The sequence below is a fragment of the Archaeoglobus fulgidus DSM 4304 genome (genome assembly GCF_000008665.1).
Classification (GTDB): domain Archaea; phylum Halobacteriota; class Archaeoglobi; order Archaeoglobales; family Archaeoglobaceae; genus Archaeoglobus; species Archaeoglobus fulgidus.
Map to the genome: position 1 here is coordinate 2,014,552 of NC_000917.1, position 15,220 is coordinate 2,029,771.

Annotated in this window: 15 protein-coding genes and 1 tRNA gene; 7 read left to right on the top strand and 9 right to left on the bottom strand. The window is 50.0% G+C overall.

Features of this window, described 5'->3' with window-relative positions:
* Positions 1–60: 60 nt before the first annotated feature.
* From AF_RS11335 to AF_RS11345, 3 genes are read right to left on the bottom strand one after another with little or no spacing between them, the layout of a single operon-like run.
* Positions 61–1,272, bottom strand: a complete 1,212-nt coding sequence (locus AF_RS11335; protein WP_010879739.1) for a dihydroorotase — start codon at positions 1,270–1,272, stop codon at positions 61–63.
* Positions 1,259–1,948, bottom strand: coding sequence for a competence/damage-inducible protein A (locus AF_RS11340; protein ID WP_010879740.1), 690 nt, complete (start codon positions 1,946–1,948; stop codon positions 1,259–1,261). Before AF_RS11340 ends, AF_RS11335 begins: the two co-directional genes overlap by 14 nt.
* Before the next feature lie 30 nt (positions 1,949–1,978).
* A complete protein-coding gene (locus AF_RS11345; RefSeq protein ID WP_010879741.1) occupies positions 1,979–3,151 on the bottom strand; it encodes an argininosuccinate synthase in 1,173 nt (390 codons plus the stop codon).
* A gap of 78 nt (positions 3,152–3,229) precedes the next feature.
* Between AF_RS11345 and mobB the strand changes: the two genes are divergently transcribed.
* The 5 genes from mobB (at position 3,230) to AF_RS11370 (ending at position 9,561) form a co-directional block, all read left to right on the top strand.
* Entirely contained in the window at positions 3,230–3,709 is a 480-nt protein-coding gene (gene mobB / locus AF_RS11350) for a molybdopterin-guanine dinucleotide biosynthesis protein B (protein ID WP_010879742.1), read from the top strand.
* Between the two features lie 225 nt (positions 3,710–3,934).
* Entirely contained in the window at positions 3,935–5,023 is a 1,089-nt protein-coding gene (locus AF_RS11355; RefSeq protein WP_052270496.1) for a DEAD/DEAH box helicase, read from the top strand.
* A gap of 53 nt (positions 5,024–5,076) precedes the next feature.
* On the top strand, positions 5,077–7,797 hold the full coding sequence (gene alaS / locus AF_RS11360; RefSeq protein ID WP_010879744.1) for an alanine--tRNA ligase: 2,721 nt from the start codon (positions 5,077–5,079) through the stop codon (positions 7,795–7,797).
* On the top strand, positions 7,787–8,536 hold the full coding sequence (cofE, locus tag AF_RS11365; RefSeq protein ID WP_010879745.1) for a coenzyme F420-0:L-glutamate ligase: 750 nt from the start codon (positions 7,787–7,789) through the stop codon (positions 8,534–8,536). The genes alaS and cofE overlap by 11 nt, the downstream gene beginning before the upstream one ends.
* A complete protein-coding gene (locus AF_RS11370) occupies positions 8,515–9,561 on the top strand; it encodes an ATP-grasp domain-containing protein (RefSeq protein ID WP_010879746.1) in 1,047 nt (348 codons plus the stop codon). The genes cofE and AF_RS11370 overlap by 22 nt, the downstream gene beginning before the upstream one ends.
* A gap of 392 nt (positions 9,562–9,953) precedes the next feature.
* On the opposite strand, the gene AF_RS11375 is transcribed toward AF_RS11370, so the two are convergent.
* The 5 genes from AF_RS11375 to twy1 all read right to left on the bottom strand — a co-directional run bounded on the left by AF_RS11375 (position 9,954) and on the right by twy1 (position 14,347).
* Positions 9,954–10,028: transfer RNA gene (locus AF_RS11375), tRNA-Ile, on the bottom strand.
* Positions 10,029–10,080: 52 nt separating this feature from the next.
* Complete coding sequence (locus AF_RS11380) at positions 10,081–11,592, bottom strand: DHA2 family efflux MFS transporter permease subunit (protein WP_010879747.1); 1,512 nt, start codon at positions 11,590–11,592, stop codon at positions 10,081–10,083.
* Between the two features lie 31 nt (positions 11,593–11,623).
* Positions 11,624–12,886: a tRNA(Ile2) 2-agmatinylcytidine synthetase TiaS gene (gene tiaS / locus AF_RS11385; RefSeq protein ID WP_010879748.1), complete on the bottom strand. Its 1,263-nt coding sequence runs from the start codon at positions 12,884–12,886 to the stop codon at positions 11,624–11,626.
* Positions 12,864–13,454, bottom strand: a complete 591-nt coding sequence (locus tag AF_RS11390) for a hypothetical protein (RefSeq protein ID WP_010879749.1) — start codon at positions 13,452–13,454, stop codon at positions 12,864–12,866. The genes tiaS and AF_RS11390 overlap by 23 nt, the downstream gene beginning before the upstream one ends.
* Positions 13,451–14,347 (bottom strand): 4-demethylwyosine synthase TYW1, encoded by an 897-nt coding sequence (gene twy1 / locus AF_RS11395; RefSeq protein WP_010879750.1) that lies wholly within the window; start codon positions 14,345–14,347, stop codon positions 13,451–13,453. Before twy1 ends, AF_RS11390 begins: the two co-directional genes overlap by 4 nt.
* 70 nt (positions 14,348–14,417) lie before the next feature.
* Here twy1 and AF_RS11400 point away from each other — a divergent pair, with 70 nt between their 5' ends.
* Complete coding sequence (locus AF_RS11400) at positions 14,418–14,606, top strand: hypothetical protein (RefSeq protein ID WP_010879751.1); 189 nt, start codon at positions 14,418–14,420, stop codon at positions 14,604–14,606.
* Positions 14,607–14,610: 4 nt separating this feature from the next.
* Positions 14,611–14,979, top strand: coding sequence for a hypothetical protein (locus tag AF_RS11405; protein WP_010879752.1), 369 nt, complete (start codon positions 14,611–14,613; stop codon positions 14,977–14,979).
* Here AF_RS11405 and AF_RS11410 read toward each other — a convergent pair.
* Entirely contained in the window at positions 14,976–15,164 is a 189-nt protein-coding gene (locus AF_RS11410; RefSeq protein ID WP_048064547.1) for a hypothetical protein, read from the bottom strand. The two genes, AF_RS11405 and AF_RS11410, sit on opposite strands and share 4 nt — an antisense overlap.
* Positions 15,165–15,220 lie beyond the last annotated feature (56 nt).

The following is a 15,220-nucleotide window of genomic DNA, read 5'->3' on the forward strand; positions in this document are numbered from 1 at the left end:
AATTGTAATTTACAAGTTAAAAAATCTTTTCTTGCAGTTTTGAAATTACTCCAGGTTCTCTCACACTCTTTTTTTCAGTACATTTCCTGCTTTCATCTCGTTCTCAAGCAATTCCTTACCTCTCAAATAAACTTTATCTGGAAAGACAGCCTCAAACCCCTCAAAGGGAGTCCAGCCGCACTTTGAGTGCAGCCTTTCAGCCCTTATTTCATCAACCTTTTTTAGGTCAAAAACCGCGAAGTTTGCGTAATTTCCGACTTCAATCTCCCCGTATCCTTTGAATCCGAAGATTCTTGCAGGATTCGACGCAATTTTCTCGACGAGGGTTTTGAAGGAGATGTAACCCTTCGAGGCGAGGTTCACGAAAAGCGGATACATCGTCTCCACTCCCGGAAATCCGGAAGCTCCCGCCTCTTTATCCTCCAAGGTGTGCGGTGCATGGTCGGAAGCCAAAACGTCGATGCGGTGAAAGTTTCTGAAGAGCCACTCTACGTCCTCCCTCTCCCTCAGAGGAGGGTTCACGTTTACCAAGTTCCCCAACCTCCCGTAGTCCTCAACGCTTAGAAGCATGTGGTGCGGCGTCACCTCGTACGTTGAATTGCTGTTCAGTATTTCCTTGGCGGAGTCCTTTGTGGAGATGTGGCAGAAGTGGAACTTGCCAAGCTCAACGAGCCTCTCAACGGCAAGCACCTCAGCCTCCCTCCTTCTGAAAACGAAATTGGGTGAGCCCCTGGCAACATATGCCGGGTCCTCTGCATGTATGGTGAAAACAACACCCTCAAACCTTTTGTAAACGCTGCTGAGGGTTTCGTAGTCAATCTGCAAGTCCTCGCTGTCGTGCTGGATGAAGACCTCCCCAACAGCGGGGACGAAGTACCTCTCCGAAATTTTTCTCATTATGCTCCCAATTTTCCCATGATTTGAGTTTGTGAGGGCAAGGTTCAGGGCATAGTCCACATACACGGATTTTTCGGCCTTCCCCATCCTCCGAAAGTAGGTTTCCGCATCGTCGACAGGAGGCTTGGTGTTTGGCTGGTCCACCACGAGGCAGATTCCACCGTGAAGGGCAGAGAGGGTTCCGGTTTCTATCGTCTCCTTCCTCTTCTCCGCAAAATCTCTTAGATGGACGTGAACGTCTATGCCCGCGGGGAGGATAACCCCTTTAACTTCCTTGCCTTCTACAAGCTTCCCAATTCTCTTTATCCTGCCGTTCTCAACCTCTATTCCCGCTTCAACGAACTCCCCTTTGTAGAAAACCTTACCTCTTATCATTTAGCAGCTCCTCAAACTGCTTTACAGCTTTTTTCACCTTCTCCTTATCGCGGCCAGAAAACTTAACCATAACGTATCCCGGTTTCGGATAGGAGCCTATTTCAACATCCGGGTTATCTCTCACTACTTGATTGAGCTTATCAACTATCTTAACCTCAAAGCCGTTAACCTTCACAACCTCCTCGTGATACTCACCCTTTTCGAACCTCTCAAGAATTTTTTCGAATGTGTTCTCCATCTCAGCCGGCACGCCCGGCATGACCGCAACGTTCTCCACTATGAATGCGGGCGCAGCCCCAACGTCGTTCCACACAATCTCGCTCCCCTCGGGAACAGACGAAATTTTCCTTACGGCCTCCTCGTTTTTGCTGAGCTTGCTCAACCACTCGTAAACCTCCTTGCTTATCACCAGCTTTCTGTTGAAGGCCCTGGCAATCCCCTCTGCGGTCACATCGTCGTGCGTGGCTCCCAGCCCCCCTGTGACCAAAACGAAGTCGGCCTCCTTAGATGCCTTTCTGACCTCCTCCGCAATAATGTTTACGTCGTCGGGGATTGTTATTATTTTCTTTACTTTGTGCCCTGCCCTGGTAAGCTTCTTCGCCATGTAAGCGGCGTTTGTGTTGGTTATATCACCACTCAAAATTTCGTTGCCCACAGAAATTATGATGAATTCCATGTTCCAAGTTATTTTAAAAATTTAAAAATATTATTGAAACAGCCTCCTGAACAGCCTGCCCTGCAGACCGTGGAATGCCGCAAATCCCTCAGCAAGGCGCTGGTCAATGGACTCCGTGTCGAAGGAGACGAGCTCTTCCGAGTAAAGGGCGTAGGGTGAGTTTCTGGCCACAACAACTGCGGAGCCCTTGTAAAGCTTAACTTTAACCCACCCCGTCACCCTCTCCTGTGTCTTGTCTATGAAGGCGTTCAGAGCGTCGAAAAGCGGGTCGTTGACCAGGCCATAGTAAACAAGCTCCGCCCACTCCTCCTCAACGAACTTCTTGAACTTCAGCTCCCTTCTGCTGAGGACGAGGTTTTCAAGGTCCCTGTGGGCTGTTATAAGGATTGTGGCTGCAGGATGCTCGTAGTTCTCCCTCGCCTTCAGTCCGAGAACCCTGTCCTCAATCATGTCCGTTCTTCCCACTCCGTGCTTTCCGCCAATCTCGTTAAGGGCTTTTATCAGCTCAAATCCGCCCATTCTCTCATCGTTCAGCGCTACAGGAACTCCCTTCTCGAAATCTATCTTTACGATCTCTGGCTTGTCTGGAGCCTTTTCCGGGCTCGCTGTCCACTCGTAGATGTCCTCAGGCGGCTCGAAGGATGGATCTTCCAGCTTCCCTCCCTCAACGCTCCTGCTCCAGAGATTCTCGTCGATGCTGTACGGCTTCTCCTTTGTTGCGGGCACCTCAATGCCGTGCTGCCTCGCGTATTCGATTTCCCACTCTCTCGTGAGGTTCAGCTCTCTCACGGGGGCGATGACCTTAAATCCGTGCTGCCTGAAAATGTTCTCGAATCTGAGCTGGTCGTTTCCCTTCCCCGTGCATCCATGAGCAACCGCCTCAGCCCCCTCCTTCTTGGCGACTTCAACAACCTTTTCGGCTATCAGCGGCCTAGCCAAAGCCGTTCCCAAAACGTAACCTTCGTAATTGCCGTTAGCCTTGATCAGCATGAAGAGGGAATCAACAAACTCCTTTTTCGCATCGATTGTGTAGTGCTTGTCCGCATACTTCTTTCCCCTCTCCTCTGCCTGCTTTATATCCGCTTCAGGCTGCCCTATGTCAACGGTGACCGTGATAACCTCATCAAAACCGTACTTCTCTTTAAGCAGAGGGATGCAGACCGTCGTATCAAGCCCACCGGAATATGACAGCACAACCTTCATACAATCCCGTCATGCGGAGAGGTTTAAATCTTTTGAGATTAAACAAAAGTTAAAAAACTTCCTGGGTTTTCAGAGGTTATGATTCTAAGCATTGTCGGAACTTCAGACAGCGGGAAAACCACGCTGATTACCAGAATGATGCCAATACTAAGGGAGAGGGGGTTGAGAGTTGCCGTAGTGAAGAGGCACGCGCACGGCGACTTCGAAATTGACAAGGAGGGCAAGGACTCGTGGAAGATTTACAACAGCGGTGCGGATGTGGTGATTGCCTCTCCAGTAAAGCTCGCCTTCATCAGGAGAGTAAGCGAGGAGGAGGGAAACGACCTTGACTGGATTTACGAAAGGTACCTGAGCGATTACGACCTCGTCATTACCGAGGGTTTCAGCAAGGCGGGAAAGGACAGAATTGTTGTGGTTAAGAAGCCTGAGGAGGTTGAGCACTTCAGGCAGGGGAGAATTCTTGCCGTGGTTTGCGATGAGAGGGTTGATGGGCACAAATGGTTCAGGAGAGATGAGGTGGAAAGGATTGCGGAGTTCATTCTATCGCTGCTGCGTTAAAACTCTTTTTCATGGTGAAAGTTTTGTAAAGTTAAAATTAAGGAGTGGATTCGCCCGATTTGAGCCGAGACTCTAGCGTTCAGACATGTTTAGAAGTTTAATTTGCATCTCGGAGAGAGTCGAAGATTGAGGGATTCAAACAAAGACTTATATACCCTTCAGCCAAGCGTTGGGAGATAGAGTGGAACGTTGCTGTTCTGTTCTCTGTTGAAAGAGGTGAATAAAGTGGAATTTGAAGATTTGGGAATCTCAGAAAACGGTTTGAATGCAGTTAGAAGAAAGGGTTTTGAGAAGCCTACGGAAATTCAGAGGGAAATCATACCGAGGTTTTTCGAAGGTGAAAAGGATATGGTCGGCCAGGCACAGACGGGCTCGGGGAAAACAGCTGCCTTTGCCCTGCCAATTCTCGACCTTGTGGATGAAAGAAGCAAGGATGTGCAGGCCATAGTAATAACGCCCACAAGGGAGCTGGCTTTGCAGGTAAAGGACGAGATTGAGTCGCTCAGAGGGGGCAAAAAGGTTCACGTCCTCGCTGTTTACGGCGGGCAGCCCATATTCCCTCAAATTGAGAGGCTGAGGAAGGGCGTGCAGATAGTCGTGGGCACACCGGGAAGAGTTATCGACCACCTTGAGAGGAGAACGCTTTCGCTCGAAAAAGTTCGGTTCTTCGTGCTTGACGAGGCGGACAGGATGCTCGACATGGGCTTCATTGACGACATTGAGAGGATCCTCAGACACGCAGGCGCGGAAAGGCGTGTTCTGATGTTCTCCGCAACCATGCCCCCTGAAGTTTTGAGGCTGGCGAGGCGTTACATGAGAGATTACGAGGTTGTGAGAGTTCACAGCAAAATCACTCCCGAAAACGTCGAGCACAGATGTCTGAAGGTTAACCCGGAAAAGAGGTTCGAGCATCTCTGCAGAATTCTCGACGAGAACAACTTTTACGGCATCGTTTTCTGCCAGACGAAAAAAGAGACAAGAGAACTTGGAAGAAGGCTTAGAGCGAGGGGATATAAGGCAGATGCGCTGAACGGAGACATTCCACAGCATAAAAGAGAGAGCATCCTTAGAAATTTCAGAAAAGGATACACCAGAGTTCTTGTCGCAACAGATGTTGCCGCAAGGGGAATTGACGTGAAAGACCTCACCCACGTCGTCAACTACTCTATCCCGCAGGATCCAGAAGCATATATCCACAGAACCGGAAGAACCGGCAGAGAGGGAAAGAGGGGTAAGGCCATAACCTTCGTTGCTCCCTGGGAGTCGAGGAAGCTGAAAATAATAGAGAGGACTGCGAAGGTCCGGTTTAGGTAACATCGAAATAAGCAAAGGCAAGAGATATAAACATCCAATGCAGAAGGCATCCGATGACTCTCGACGAGGAGTATCTGGACATCACGTTTCTAACCGAAAACGGGTTTGTCAGGAAGAGGTGCCCAAAGTGCGGCAAGCACTTCTGGACAGCTGATCCAGAGAGAGAAATTTGCGGTGACCCTCCATGTGAGAGTTACAGCTTTATCGGTAACCCTGTATTCAAAAAGCCCTTCGAGCTTGACGAGATGAGGGAGTATTACCTTAACTTTTTTGAAAGGAGGGGACATGGCAGAATTGAGCGCTATCCTGTAGTTGCAAGGTGGAGGACTGACATCTACCTCACCATTGCCTCAATTGCCGATTTCCAGCCCTTCGTAACCTCAGGCGTCGCTCCACCACCCGCTAACCCCCTCACAATCTCACAGCCCTGCATCAGGCTTGACGACCTGGACAGCGTGGGCAGAACGGGAAGGCATCTTACGCTTTTCGAGATGATGGCTCATCATGCGTTCAACTATCCCGGAAAGGAAATCTACTGGAAGAACGAGACCGTTGCTTACTGCACTGAGCTCCTCAATGAGCTCGGTGTGAAGAAGGAAGACATTGTTTACAAGGAGGAGCCGTGGGCGGGTGGGGGTAATGCTGGCCCCTGTCTTGAGGCAATTGTTGGTGGTCTTGAGGTTGCCACGCTGGTTTTCATGAACCTTGAGGAGCATCCTGAGGGAGATATAGAGATAAAGGGAGCGAGATACAGAAAAATGGACAACTACATCGTTGATACTGGCTACGGTCTTGAAAGGTTCGTGTGGGCGAGCAAAGGCACGCCAACAGTTTACGACGCAATCTTCCCCGAGGTTGTTGACACAATTATCGACAACAGCAACGTTAGCTTCAACAGGGAGGATGAGAGGGTAAGAAGAATCGTGGCTGAAAGCTCAAAGCTTGCGGGAATAATGGGAGAGCTAAGGGGGGAGAGGTTAAATCAGCTCAGAAAAAGCGTTGCTGACACCGTAGGAGTTAGCGTTGAGGAGCTTGAGGGCATCGTTGTCCCTCTCGAGAAGGTCTATTCTCTCGCCGACCACACGAGGTGCATTCTCTTCATGCTCGGTGACGGGCTGGTTCCTTCAAACGCAGGTGCCGGTTATCTGGCGAGGCTCATGATAAGGAGAAGTCTCAGGCTCGCCGAGGAGCTTGAGCTCGGTCTTGATTTGTACGACTTGGTTGAAATGCACAAGAAAATACTCGGCTTCGAGTTCGATGTGCCCTTATCAACTGTACAGGAGATTCTAGAGCTTGAGAAGGAAAGGTACAGGACGACGGTCTCAAAGGGAACCCGACTTGTTGAAAGGCTCGTTGAGAGGAAGAAGAAGCTTGAGAAGGATGATTTAATCGAGCTATACGACTCGCACGGCATCCCCGTTGAGCTTGCGGTTGGCATTGCCGCTGAAAAGGGTGCTGAGGTTGAAATGCCAAAGGATATCTACGCTGAGCTGGCAAAGAGGCACTCAAAGGCCGAAAAGGTTCAGGAAAAGAAGATAACCCTTCAGAATGAGTATCCCGCCACTGAAAAGCTGTACTACGACGACCCAACTCTTCTGGAGTTTGAGGCTGAAGTCATAGGCGTTGAGGGCGACTTTGTGATACTCAACAGGAGCGCCTTCTACCCTGAGAGCGGTGGGCAGGACAACGACGTGGGTTATCTTATCGCTAACGGAGGCAAATTTGAGGTTGTTGACGTCTTGGAAGCTGACGGAGTGGTGCTCCACGTGGTGAAGGGGGCGAAGCCTGAAGTCGGGACGAAGGTTAAGGGCGTTATAGACTCAGACGTGAGATGGAGGCACATGCGCCATCACTCCGCTACTCACGTCCTGCTCTACTCTCTCCAGAAGGTTCTGGGCAATCACGTCTGGCAGGCCGGAGCGAGGAAGGAGTTCAGCAAGGCGAGGCTTGACGTCACACACTTCCGCAGACCGAGCGAGGAGGAAATAAAGGAGATTGAGATGCTCGCCAACAGGGAAATTCTGGCGAACAAGCCTATAAAATGGGAATGGATGGACAGAATCGAGGCTGAGAGGAAATTTGGCTTCAGGCTTTATCAGGGAGGAGTCCCGCCAGGCAGGAAGATAAGGGTCGTGCAGGTTGGAGACGATGTCCAGGCCTGCGGTGGTACCCACTGCCGCTCCACCGGGGAGATTGGGATGCTGAAAATCCTGAAGGTGGAGTCAATACAGGACGGAGTGATTAGGTTCGAGTTTGCTGCCGGGGAAGCTGCAATTGAGGCCGTTGAGGAGATGGAAAGGCTGCTGAGGGAGGCGAGTTCAATTCTCAGAGTGGAGCCAGCAAAGCTGCCGAAAACTGTGGAGAGGTTCTTCGAGGAGTGGAAGGATCAGAGGAAAGAGATTGAGAGGCTAAAGTCTGTTATAGCGGATCTGTGGGCGGACATTCTGATGGAGAGGGCTGAGGAGTTCGATTCGATGAAGGTTGTCGCGGAAGTTGTCGATGCGGACATGCAGGCGCTTCAGAAGTTAGCGGAGAGGCTGGCTGAGAAGGGGGCTGTGGGCTGCTTGATGGCGAAGGGAGAGGGCAAGGTTTTCGTTGTCACTTTCAGCGGGCAAAAGTACGATGCGAGGGAGCTACTCAGGGAAATTGGCAGGGTGGCAAAGGGTAGCGGTGGAGGAAGAAAGGATGTTGCTCAGGGTGCTGTGCAGCAGCTTCTCGACAGGGAAGAGATGCTGGACGTGATATTCCGCTTCCTTTCAGAGCATGAGGGTTGAAGTTTTTCCCGTTGAAGGGCTGCCTCTGATTAAGGAGGGCGACGACCTGGCGGAGCTAATTTCAAGCAGGGTTAGATTCGAGGACGGAGATGTGCTGGTAGTTTGCTCCACAGTTATTTCGAAGGCAGAGGGGAGAATCAGGAGATTAGAGGAATTCAATCCGTCGGAAAGGGCGAAGGAGATAGCAGCCAGGATAGGGAAACCGGCAGAGTTTGTCCAGGCCGTGCTGGAGGAGAGCGAGGAAGTTCTTCTCGATTTTCCCTTTTTGCTCGTCAAGGCAAAATTTGGAAACGTTTGCGTCAATGCAGGCATCGATGCATCGAACGTGGAGGAGGGGAGCCTTCTTCTACCACCACTCGATCCCGATGGAAGCGCCGAGAAGCTCAGGAGAAGGATTTTGGAGCTGACGGGCAAGAGAGTCGGGGTTATAATCACCGACACGAACGGAAGGTGCTTCAGGAGGGGAGTGGTTGGATTCGCCATCGGCATCTCTGGTGTGAAGGCCATGAAAGACTGGATAGGGCGGAAAGACCTTTACGGAAGGGAGCTTGAGGTTACGGTAGAGTGTGTCGCGGACGAGATAGCTGCCTTTGCCAACCTGCTTATGGGGGAGGGCGGGGACGGAATTCCAGCAGTTGTTGTAAGGGGACTTAACGTGGCTGGAGAGGGGAGCATGGAAGAGATTTACCGCAGCGAGGAAGAGGATGTTATAAGAAGATGCCTGAAAAGGTGCTTGTAGCGGGGAACAACGTAAGGAACGTTGCAGAGTCCGCATCAAAGGCCGGTTTTGAGGTTTTTGCCATAACGAAGTTTGTGGATGCTGATTTGAGAATTTACTGCAGGGAAGTGGAAAGGGTTGACGACTCTCTGCCAGAAAAAGAGATTGCTAAGAAAATAGAGGATAAAGCGGAGGAAATTGATGCGAAAGTTGTACTTTGCTCTGGATTTGAAACTCTCAGAGTGAGAGGGGAATTGCTTTGCAATCCTTACGGGAAGGTTGAGAGGGTAGCGAACAAGCTGAAATTTTACAGGGAGCTTGAAAAGGCTGGCTTACCTTTTCCCGAGCTTCTTGGGGAAGGGGAGAGGGGCATAATCAAGCCGGTCGTCGGAGGAGGGGGAGAAGAGGTAGTGATGGGAGAGGAGGTACCGAAGGGCTTTCTGAAGCAGAGGTTTGTCAGCGGAACGCCTTGCAGCGTTTCAGTTATAGCAAATGGCGAGAGAGCTTTACCATTAGCGTGCAATTTAATTTACGCAGGCTGGAAGGAGATGAACGCCTCTGGATTCAGGTATTCTGGCAACATGACTCCCTTTATCGTGGAAGAAGAAATCAGGAAAGAGCTTGAAAGGCTTGCAGTTGAGGCTGTTGAGCTTTTTGGCTTAGCTGGGTCAGTTGGGGTGGACTTTGTTCTGGCTGAAAAGCCATACATTCTCGAAATCAACCCGAGGTTTCAGGGCTCCCTGGACAGCGTGGAGTGGAGCTGCGACGTTAACCTCTTCAAAATGCATGCTGAAGCTTTCGACGGAAGGCTGCCTGAAAGGGTGAGACCTCGCAGGTATGCCCTGAGAGCCATCCTTTTCTCTCCGAGGGATGTTGAAATAAAGGAGAATCTTGCGGGAAATCCCTTTTACGCTGACGTGCCTGGGAAAGGGGAAAGGTACGGGAAAAATGACCCTCTCGTTTCGATTCTTGCAGCGGGAAAAAGCAGAGAAGATGTTGAAAGAAGGGTTCTGGAAAGAAGGGATTTGTTTTTGAGCTTGGCCTAAATTCTGGCCTTCGAATTTCGATTGTTGAGAGCAAAATTTGCTCGGAGCCGATTTCTGCGTCCTCATCCTCAAGATATAGCTCAGTGGCTCTCTGAGGTTGTTTATGGCCTCTTCAACGCTTTCTCCCTGACTGGCGATGTCCAGTTCAGGGCACCGGCTTTAGTTAAGAGTTTGACTATCTTTTCTCCGGATGTGATGGGGAGTTTCATAATAATTGAGTTTTAGTACGCAAATTTAGTTTTACCAAAGACAGTATAGATTAAAGAAAAGAATATAAAATTGTTAAAATGTCAAAAACCTAGTGCAATGTGAGAGCAATCTCAGTGGACGGAGAGGCAGCAATCAGGCAGTATCTGGCGGTTTTGAAAAAAGAATACAGCTGGTTTTCCTGATGGGCCCGGAGGGATTCGAACCCTCGACCGCCCGGTTATGAGCCGGGCGCTCTGACCTGGCTAAGCTACGGGCCCTCTGGGTAAATTTAGTTTTGAGTATATTTGTTTTTTGCTTCGATGTATGAGGCTATGCAACAACGCCTTTTCTCGCCGCTCTCGCCCTTCTCACATGCTCATCCCCATGCAGAAACAGCGCTATAATCAGCGAGGTCAGGATTGGAAAGACTATCATCGTGCTGAAAACGAAATGCATGCTGTCAACGAACCCCTCAACCATTTCGACCAGCGGTGCGGGATTGTATTTAGCGTATTCAATGAGTATTTTCATTGTGCCCGGATCAGGAATCTGATTGGCATAGCCGGGAATCCAGTCGCTCATTCTCGTCGTCAGAAGCACTCCACCAACAGCAATGCCCATAGCCTGACCGAGGGTGTTTACCGACCTTACTGTTCCGTTGGCCATTCCCACTTTCTCTAAAGGAACCGATGAGAGAATGACGTTAAAAGAAGGAGACATGAGCATACCCATTCCTATGCCCATAGGGGCTATTTTGGCGAAGAAATCCCAGTATTTGATATCGACATCAATCGACGTGATATTAATAAGCCCGATTGCGAAAAACAAAGGCCCCAGACTCATCAGGTATTTCGGGTTCATCCTGTCGCTGAGCCTTCCGGCAACGGGGGCTACGAAGGTGTTCATAATCGGGATTGCCACAAGCCAGTAGCCAGCCTCCTCTGCACTCAAAAACTTCAAGCCCTGCAGGAAGTACGGAAAAACGAACAAACTCGCTGAAACCCCAAAGAAAAGTATTGCTGTAGCTACGACACCAACTGAGAAGTTCCTGATCTTAAATAGGCTCAAATCAAGCATTGGGTAGGGAGTCCTCAGCTCCCACAGTGAAAAGGCAAGCAGATATGGGAGGGCGATTATAAAGCAGGAGAGCGTTTTTTCATCCCACCACCCCCAGTTCTGACCCTCTATGATGCCGAGGGTCAAAGCTCCCAATCCGATTGACAGAAGCACAGCACCAACCCAGTCAATTGGAACTTTTTCCCTACCACCAAGCGGCGGGAGGGTGAACCATGCTGCAGCAATTGCCACAATTCCGATTGGTATGTTGATGTAAAACACCCAGTGCCAGCTCAAGTGAGTTGTAAGCCATCCGCCGATAATCGGGCCGAGCGTGAAGCTGGATGCGGTGAGAATTGCATTCAGACCCATTACCTCTCCTCTCCTACCGGGCGGGAAAAGCTCGGCAGCTATTGCAAGGACATTTCCACTAAGTATTGTGCCCCCTATAGCCTGCAAAGTTCTGAAGGCGATCATCGATTGAGTGTTCCAAGACTGCGCGCAGAGAAAGCTACCGAGAACGAAGATAACCATTCCCAAGATGAAAAACCTGTCCCTCCTCACCATGTCACCGATTCTTCCAGCAAGAACGAGCAATACGACCATTGTCAGCGTGTAGGCGTTCATGATCCACTGCAAATCGGACATCTTAGCCCCGAAGTCCTCTGCTATCCTTGGTAGGGCGACGTTCAGAACGCTGACGTCAAGAAGAACCATAAAAAGTCCCGCGCTCACTGGAAGAAAGGCTATCCACGCCTTTAAGACGCTCTGGTCATCATCGCTCATCGAAACTCCTCAACTCTCCATTATTAAAAAGTTATCTGAAAATGTGCCTGCCTTCCACGTTCATTCTGATTAGCGGCTTGGAAAGGTGCCTTCTGGCAGACGGCGGAACCTCATAAAACCCTGGCTGAAGCTCCCTCTCCACTTTTTCCCTTAGCTTTTCATCTGCCTTAGTTCTGCACTTTTTGCATCTGAATCCCTGCCCTCTTCCTGCGGACTCCATTCTCCTCCCGCAGCTCGGACAGATTGGATTCTTCTCAACCCAAATTTCCGCGAGCTCAACGATTTGTATCTTTTCAAGGTTTATCGTGTCTTTTTTCATCGAGCCGTAAACTTCAACAACATCCCCCTTTCTGAGCAGCCTTATCACGTTTCTGAACTGCTTCGTCGGCTCGAAGGCGGCGCACTTAACGCTGCCGAATTTCGTGTCAATCTCGAAAAAGACGTGCCCCCCCTCAATGTCGTACGGCTCCAAAGTAACTCTCCCCCTCAACCTGTAGGAGCGGTAGTTTTCCAGCCTGTGAACTTCTTCCTCCCCAATAAGGTGCATGTCGGTTGCGTGGTTAGTAACGAAAATCATTCTCCTATCCACGGGCTCAGTTTTTACGCTCTCCATGGCCTTGTACAGAGCCTCGACACTCTCGCCCCTGATTCCGTAAAGCACCGGACAGGGTGTGTTAGGGATGCAGACTACAACATCATTGCACCAGTCAACGTTGTCGAAGGTCTGGGGATAGAGCTCGTAGTCCATGTCGAAAAAGCTCTCCTCGTCGTACTCCCTTTCCGTCCCGAATCTCTCTGGATACCTGTAGGCTATTAGCTCCAACGTAAAGTCTTCAAGCTCCGCACCAACGGCGGCAAGGGCTCCGATGAGACCCCTTCCCTTTTTGTGCCTTAAATGGGGGATGAAGTACTTCCCGATGACGAAGAGGGCCTCATCAATCTGCAAAACGTCTTTAATGGCTTTGTCCGCAAAGGGTTTAAGCTTGACCGCAAGCTCCTCATCAACAAAAACGGCCCCGGGGTTCGTCTTCTCATCATCAAGCATTGCATGCTCGATTATAACCTCATTCACAACATCAACAAGCTCCCCAACGTCATCAACCTCGACGAGAAAGCTAACAGCCCCATTGCCCCTAGTTTTGTACGGAATTGTCGGATTCAATCTTATGAGTCTCGGAAATCCGATTACCTTTCCCAGCTCCCTCTCTACCCTCTCCATTGCAAGCACTGCCAGATAGGTAGTGCACATCCCTCTGCTGCTGTCCGTGTCGTCAATTCCCACCCAGACTCTCATTCAGCCTTGCTACCTTCGCTGCGATATAATCCGATTTCGTTCTTTCTATGCCTCCCCTTGCCACATCAAGTTTTTTCCTTAATCCCGAGACGAGTTTATCCGGAAAAGTCGTGAATTCCATCAGGCGCTCGTATATTTTTTCCATCACTTCAAGCATCCTTTCTGCTGATTTAAAGTCGCCTTCAATCAGCTTTGTAAGCGCGTATCTCCTCAACTCCCCAACTGCATCCGCGAATCCGTTCAGAAATGCTGCGGGCGTTACCTCAAGGTCAATTTCGAAGGTGAACTCCCCAGATATGGCGTTTTTGAAAGCTATTGCTTCAACAAGCTCCTGCATCGCGTCATTGCACAGGTAGAAGTAAATCTCCGGATACTCGCGGTATGCTTTCACCTTCTCAAGCAACTCGATGGCCTTCTTGAGTTCCTGCTCTGCCTCCTCAACCTTTCCGGCGTGAATAAGGGCAATCGACTTGGTTGAGTGAATTCTCATCTCCCTCAAAACCTTCAGCAGCTCCTCCCTCGCAGCCTCAAGCTCCTCAAGCCTCTTTCTGCATTCCTCGAGCCTCATTTTACCCTCTCCAGCAGCACAACTCTGCTCGGCTCGGACTCCCTTTTCACCTCATAGCCAGTGCTATCGGCAAGTTTTCTGGAGAACTCAACGATGTCCGCATGCTCTGGCATGTTCCCCCACCTCAGCCTCAATCTGGAGTAGCCGAGATACATGTAAGCCTTCGCCTCGATGAAGTCGGGCTCGGCCATCTCTATAAGCTCGGAATACTTTCTGATCGCTTCCTCGTCCATGTTGTAGCCCCTGATAAGAGTGAGCCTGATTACGGTTCTGCTGCCGCTGTCCCTCATGACCTCTAGACTCCTCAGTACCCTTTCCCAGTTCGACTTTCCGGGACGGTTGAGGACGAGATGGCTATCCTCATCAAAGGCCGTGAGGCTTAGATAGAGCTGAGTTGGCTTCACCTTCTCCAGCATATCGGGATTCGTCCCGTTCGTAACCAGGAAGGTCGTGAACCCCCTCTTTTTGTACTCCTCAATAAGCTCCGGCAGCATGGGGTAGAGAGTTGGCTCTCCGATAAGACTTATGGCAACCTGATTGGGCTCGTAAGCTTCCTCAAGCTTTTTCCTGTTAACACCCTCGGTTCCGTGAAATCCGCTGAGCAGGCGGTGTTGAGCCCTAATGCTTTCCTCAACAATGAACTCCGGCTCGTCCCATCCCCTGAAGCCTTTGAGAAGCTCAAGCGGTCTCCAGCAGTAGAGGCAGTTCTGGTTGCACATCAAGGCTGGAGTCATCTGAAGACAGCGGTGACAGCTGATTCCGTAAAACTTCTGCTTGTAGCACACTCCCTCATCTTTCAGCGATTTTTTAAGCCAGAGGCACGTTTTGACGGCTGAGTGCTTACCAACAATCTGGTATCCCTTGAGCTCGCTGAGCAGCTTCTCGTTCATCATAGCATGTAGGCAATTTCTGCTATTTAAATTTCATTAGGAAGAATTTTAAAGCTCCCCGAAAACTATGTCTATGGAAAAACTCCCCCACCTTCTACGGCACTGGGTTGAGCATACCAAGGAGCACAGAGAGAGGTTTGAGGAGGTCGCAAGCAAGATAGAAAGCACTCATCCGGAGATTGCCAAAAAGCTTAAGGAGGCTGCGGAAAAATACAGAGAAGTCGAGGAGATTCTCAAAAAAGCTGTAGATATGGTAGGGTGACCGGATGTTCAGCCTCAAGGTGGAGTCAGAGGAGGGGTTCTGCAAGATAAGGCTCTTCCCCGAGCATCCAGAGTTCTCAGTTGGAGGGTACGGAAGAGATGACATTCTTGTTTTCAAGGGTGCTCCCGTGAGCCTCTCTGCAATTCAGAAAATGCTTGAAAGGGAGTTTGGGGATGTCATTGTCAACTTCAGGGAGAACTCAATAGAGATCGAAATGCAACGAATGGATTGCTCCCTCGTGATCGAGGATGTTGCAAGCGCCATTAAAGAAATGATGGAAAGTGCCGCCAAGGACTTGGACAAGATAGAGGAAGTCATCAAGGAATCGCTGGAAAAGTATTTGAGAAGAGTTGGAGGAGACAACGGAAATTAACCGTTTCTCATCCTCAGGATTAAAACGGCAATCGATAAGGCTGCAGCAATTGTCGCGGAGTGCAGCAAGCTAAAACCGGAGGCTTTCAACACGATGAGGGCAATTGCGAATGTCATAACAACGGAACCGGAGATTGAGAGGCTCTGTAGCGACCTCATTAAATTTTCCCGCTGCTCATCTTTCATTAGCTCTGATCATTGAGAGGTTCAATAAACCTTTTGTTTTAGCCATAGGTAACAAA

Bases quoted from the DNA above. Each gene is read 5' to 3' on its own strand.
- mobB (WP_010879742.1), top strand. From the start codon at position 3,230: ATGATTCTAAGCATTGTCGGAACTTCAGACAGCGGGAAAACCACGCTG.
- AF_RS11370 (WP_010879746.1), top strand. From the start codon at position 8,515: ATGCCTGAAAAGGTGCTTGTAGCGGGGAACAACGTAAGGAACGTTGCA.
- AF_RS11405 (WP_010879752.1), top strand. From the start codon at position 14,611: ATGTTCAGCCTCAAGGTGGAGTCAGAGGAGGGGTTCTGCAAGATAAGG.
- alaS (WP_010879744.1), top strand. From the start codon at position 5,077: ATGACTCTCGACGAGGAGTATCTGGACATCACGTTTCTAACCGAAAAC.
- AF_RS11400 (WP_010879751.1), top strand. From the start codon at position 14,418: ATGGAAAAACTCCCCCACCTTCTACGGCACTGGGTTGAGCATACCAAG.
- AF_RS11380 (WP_010879747.1), bottom strand. From the start codon at position 11,592: ATGAGCGATGATGACCAGAGCGTCTTAAAGGCGTGGATAGCCTTTCTT.
- tiaS (WP_010879748.1), bottom strand. From the start codon at position 12,886: ATGAGAGTCTGGGTGGGAATTGACGACACGGACAGCAGCAGAGGGATG.
- AF_RS11340 (WP_010879740.1), bottom strand. From the start codon at position 1,948: ATGGAATTCATCATAATTTCTGTGGGCAACGAAATTTTGAGTGGTGAT.
- AF_RS11335 (WP_010879739.1), bottom strand. From the start codon at position 1,272: ATGATAAGAGGTAAGGTTTTCTACAAAGGGGAGTTCGTTGAAGCGGGA.
- cofE (WP_010879745.1), top strand. From the start codon at position 7,787: ATGAGGGTTGAAGTTTTTCCCGTTGAAGGGCTGCCTCTGATTAAGGAG.
- AF_RS11410 (WP_048064547.1), bottom strand. From the start codon at position 15,164: ATGAAAGATGAGCAGCGGGAAAATTTAATGAGGTCGCTACAGAGCCTC.
- AF_RS11390 (WP_010879749.1), bottom strand. From the start codon at position 13,454: ATGAGGCTCGAGGAATGCAGAAAGAGGCTTGAGGAGCTTGAGGCTGCG.
- AF_RS11345 (WP_010879741.1), bottom strand. From the start codon at position 3,151: ATGAAGGTTGTGCTGTCATATTCCGGTGGGCTTGATACGACGGTCTGC.
- twy1 (WP_010879750.1), bottom strand. From the start codon at position 14,347: ATGATGAACGAGAAGCTGCTCAGCGAGCTCAAGGGATACCAGATTGTT.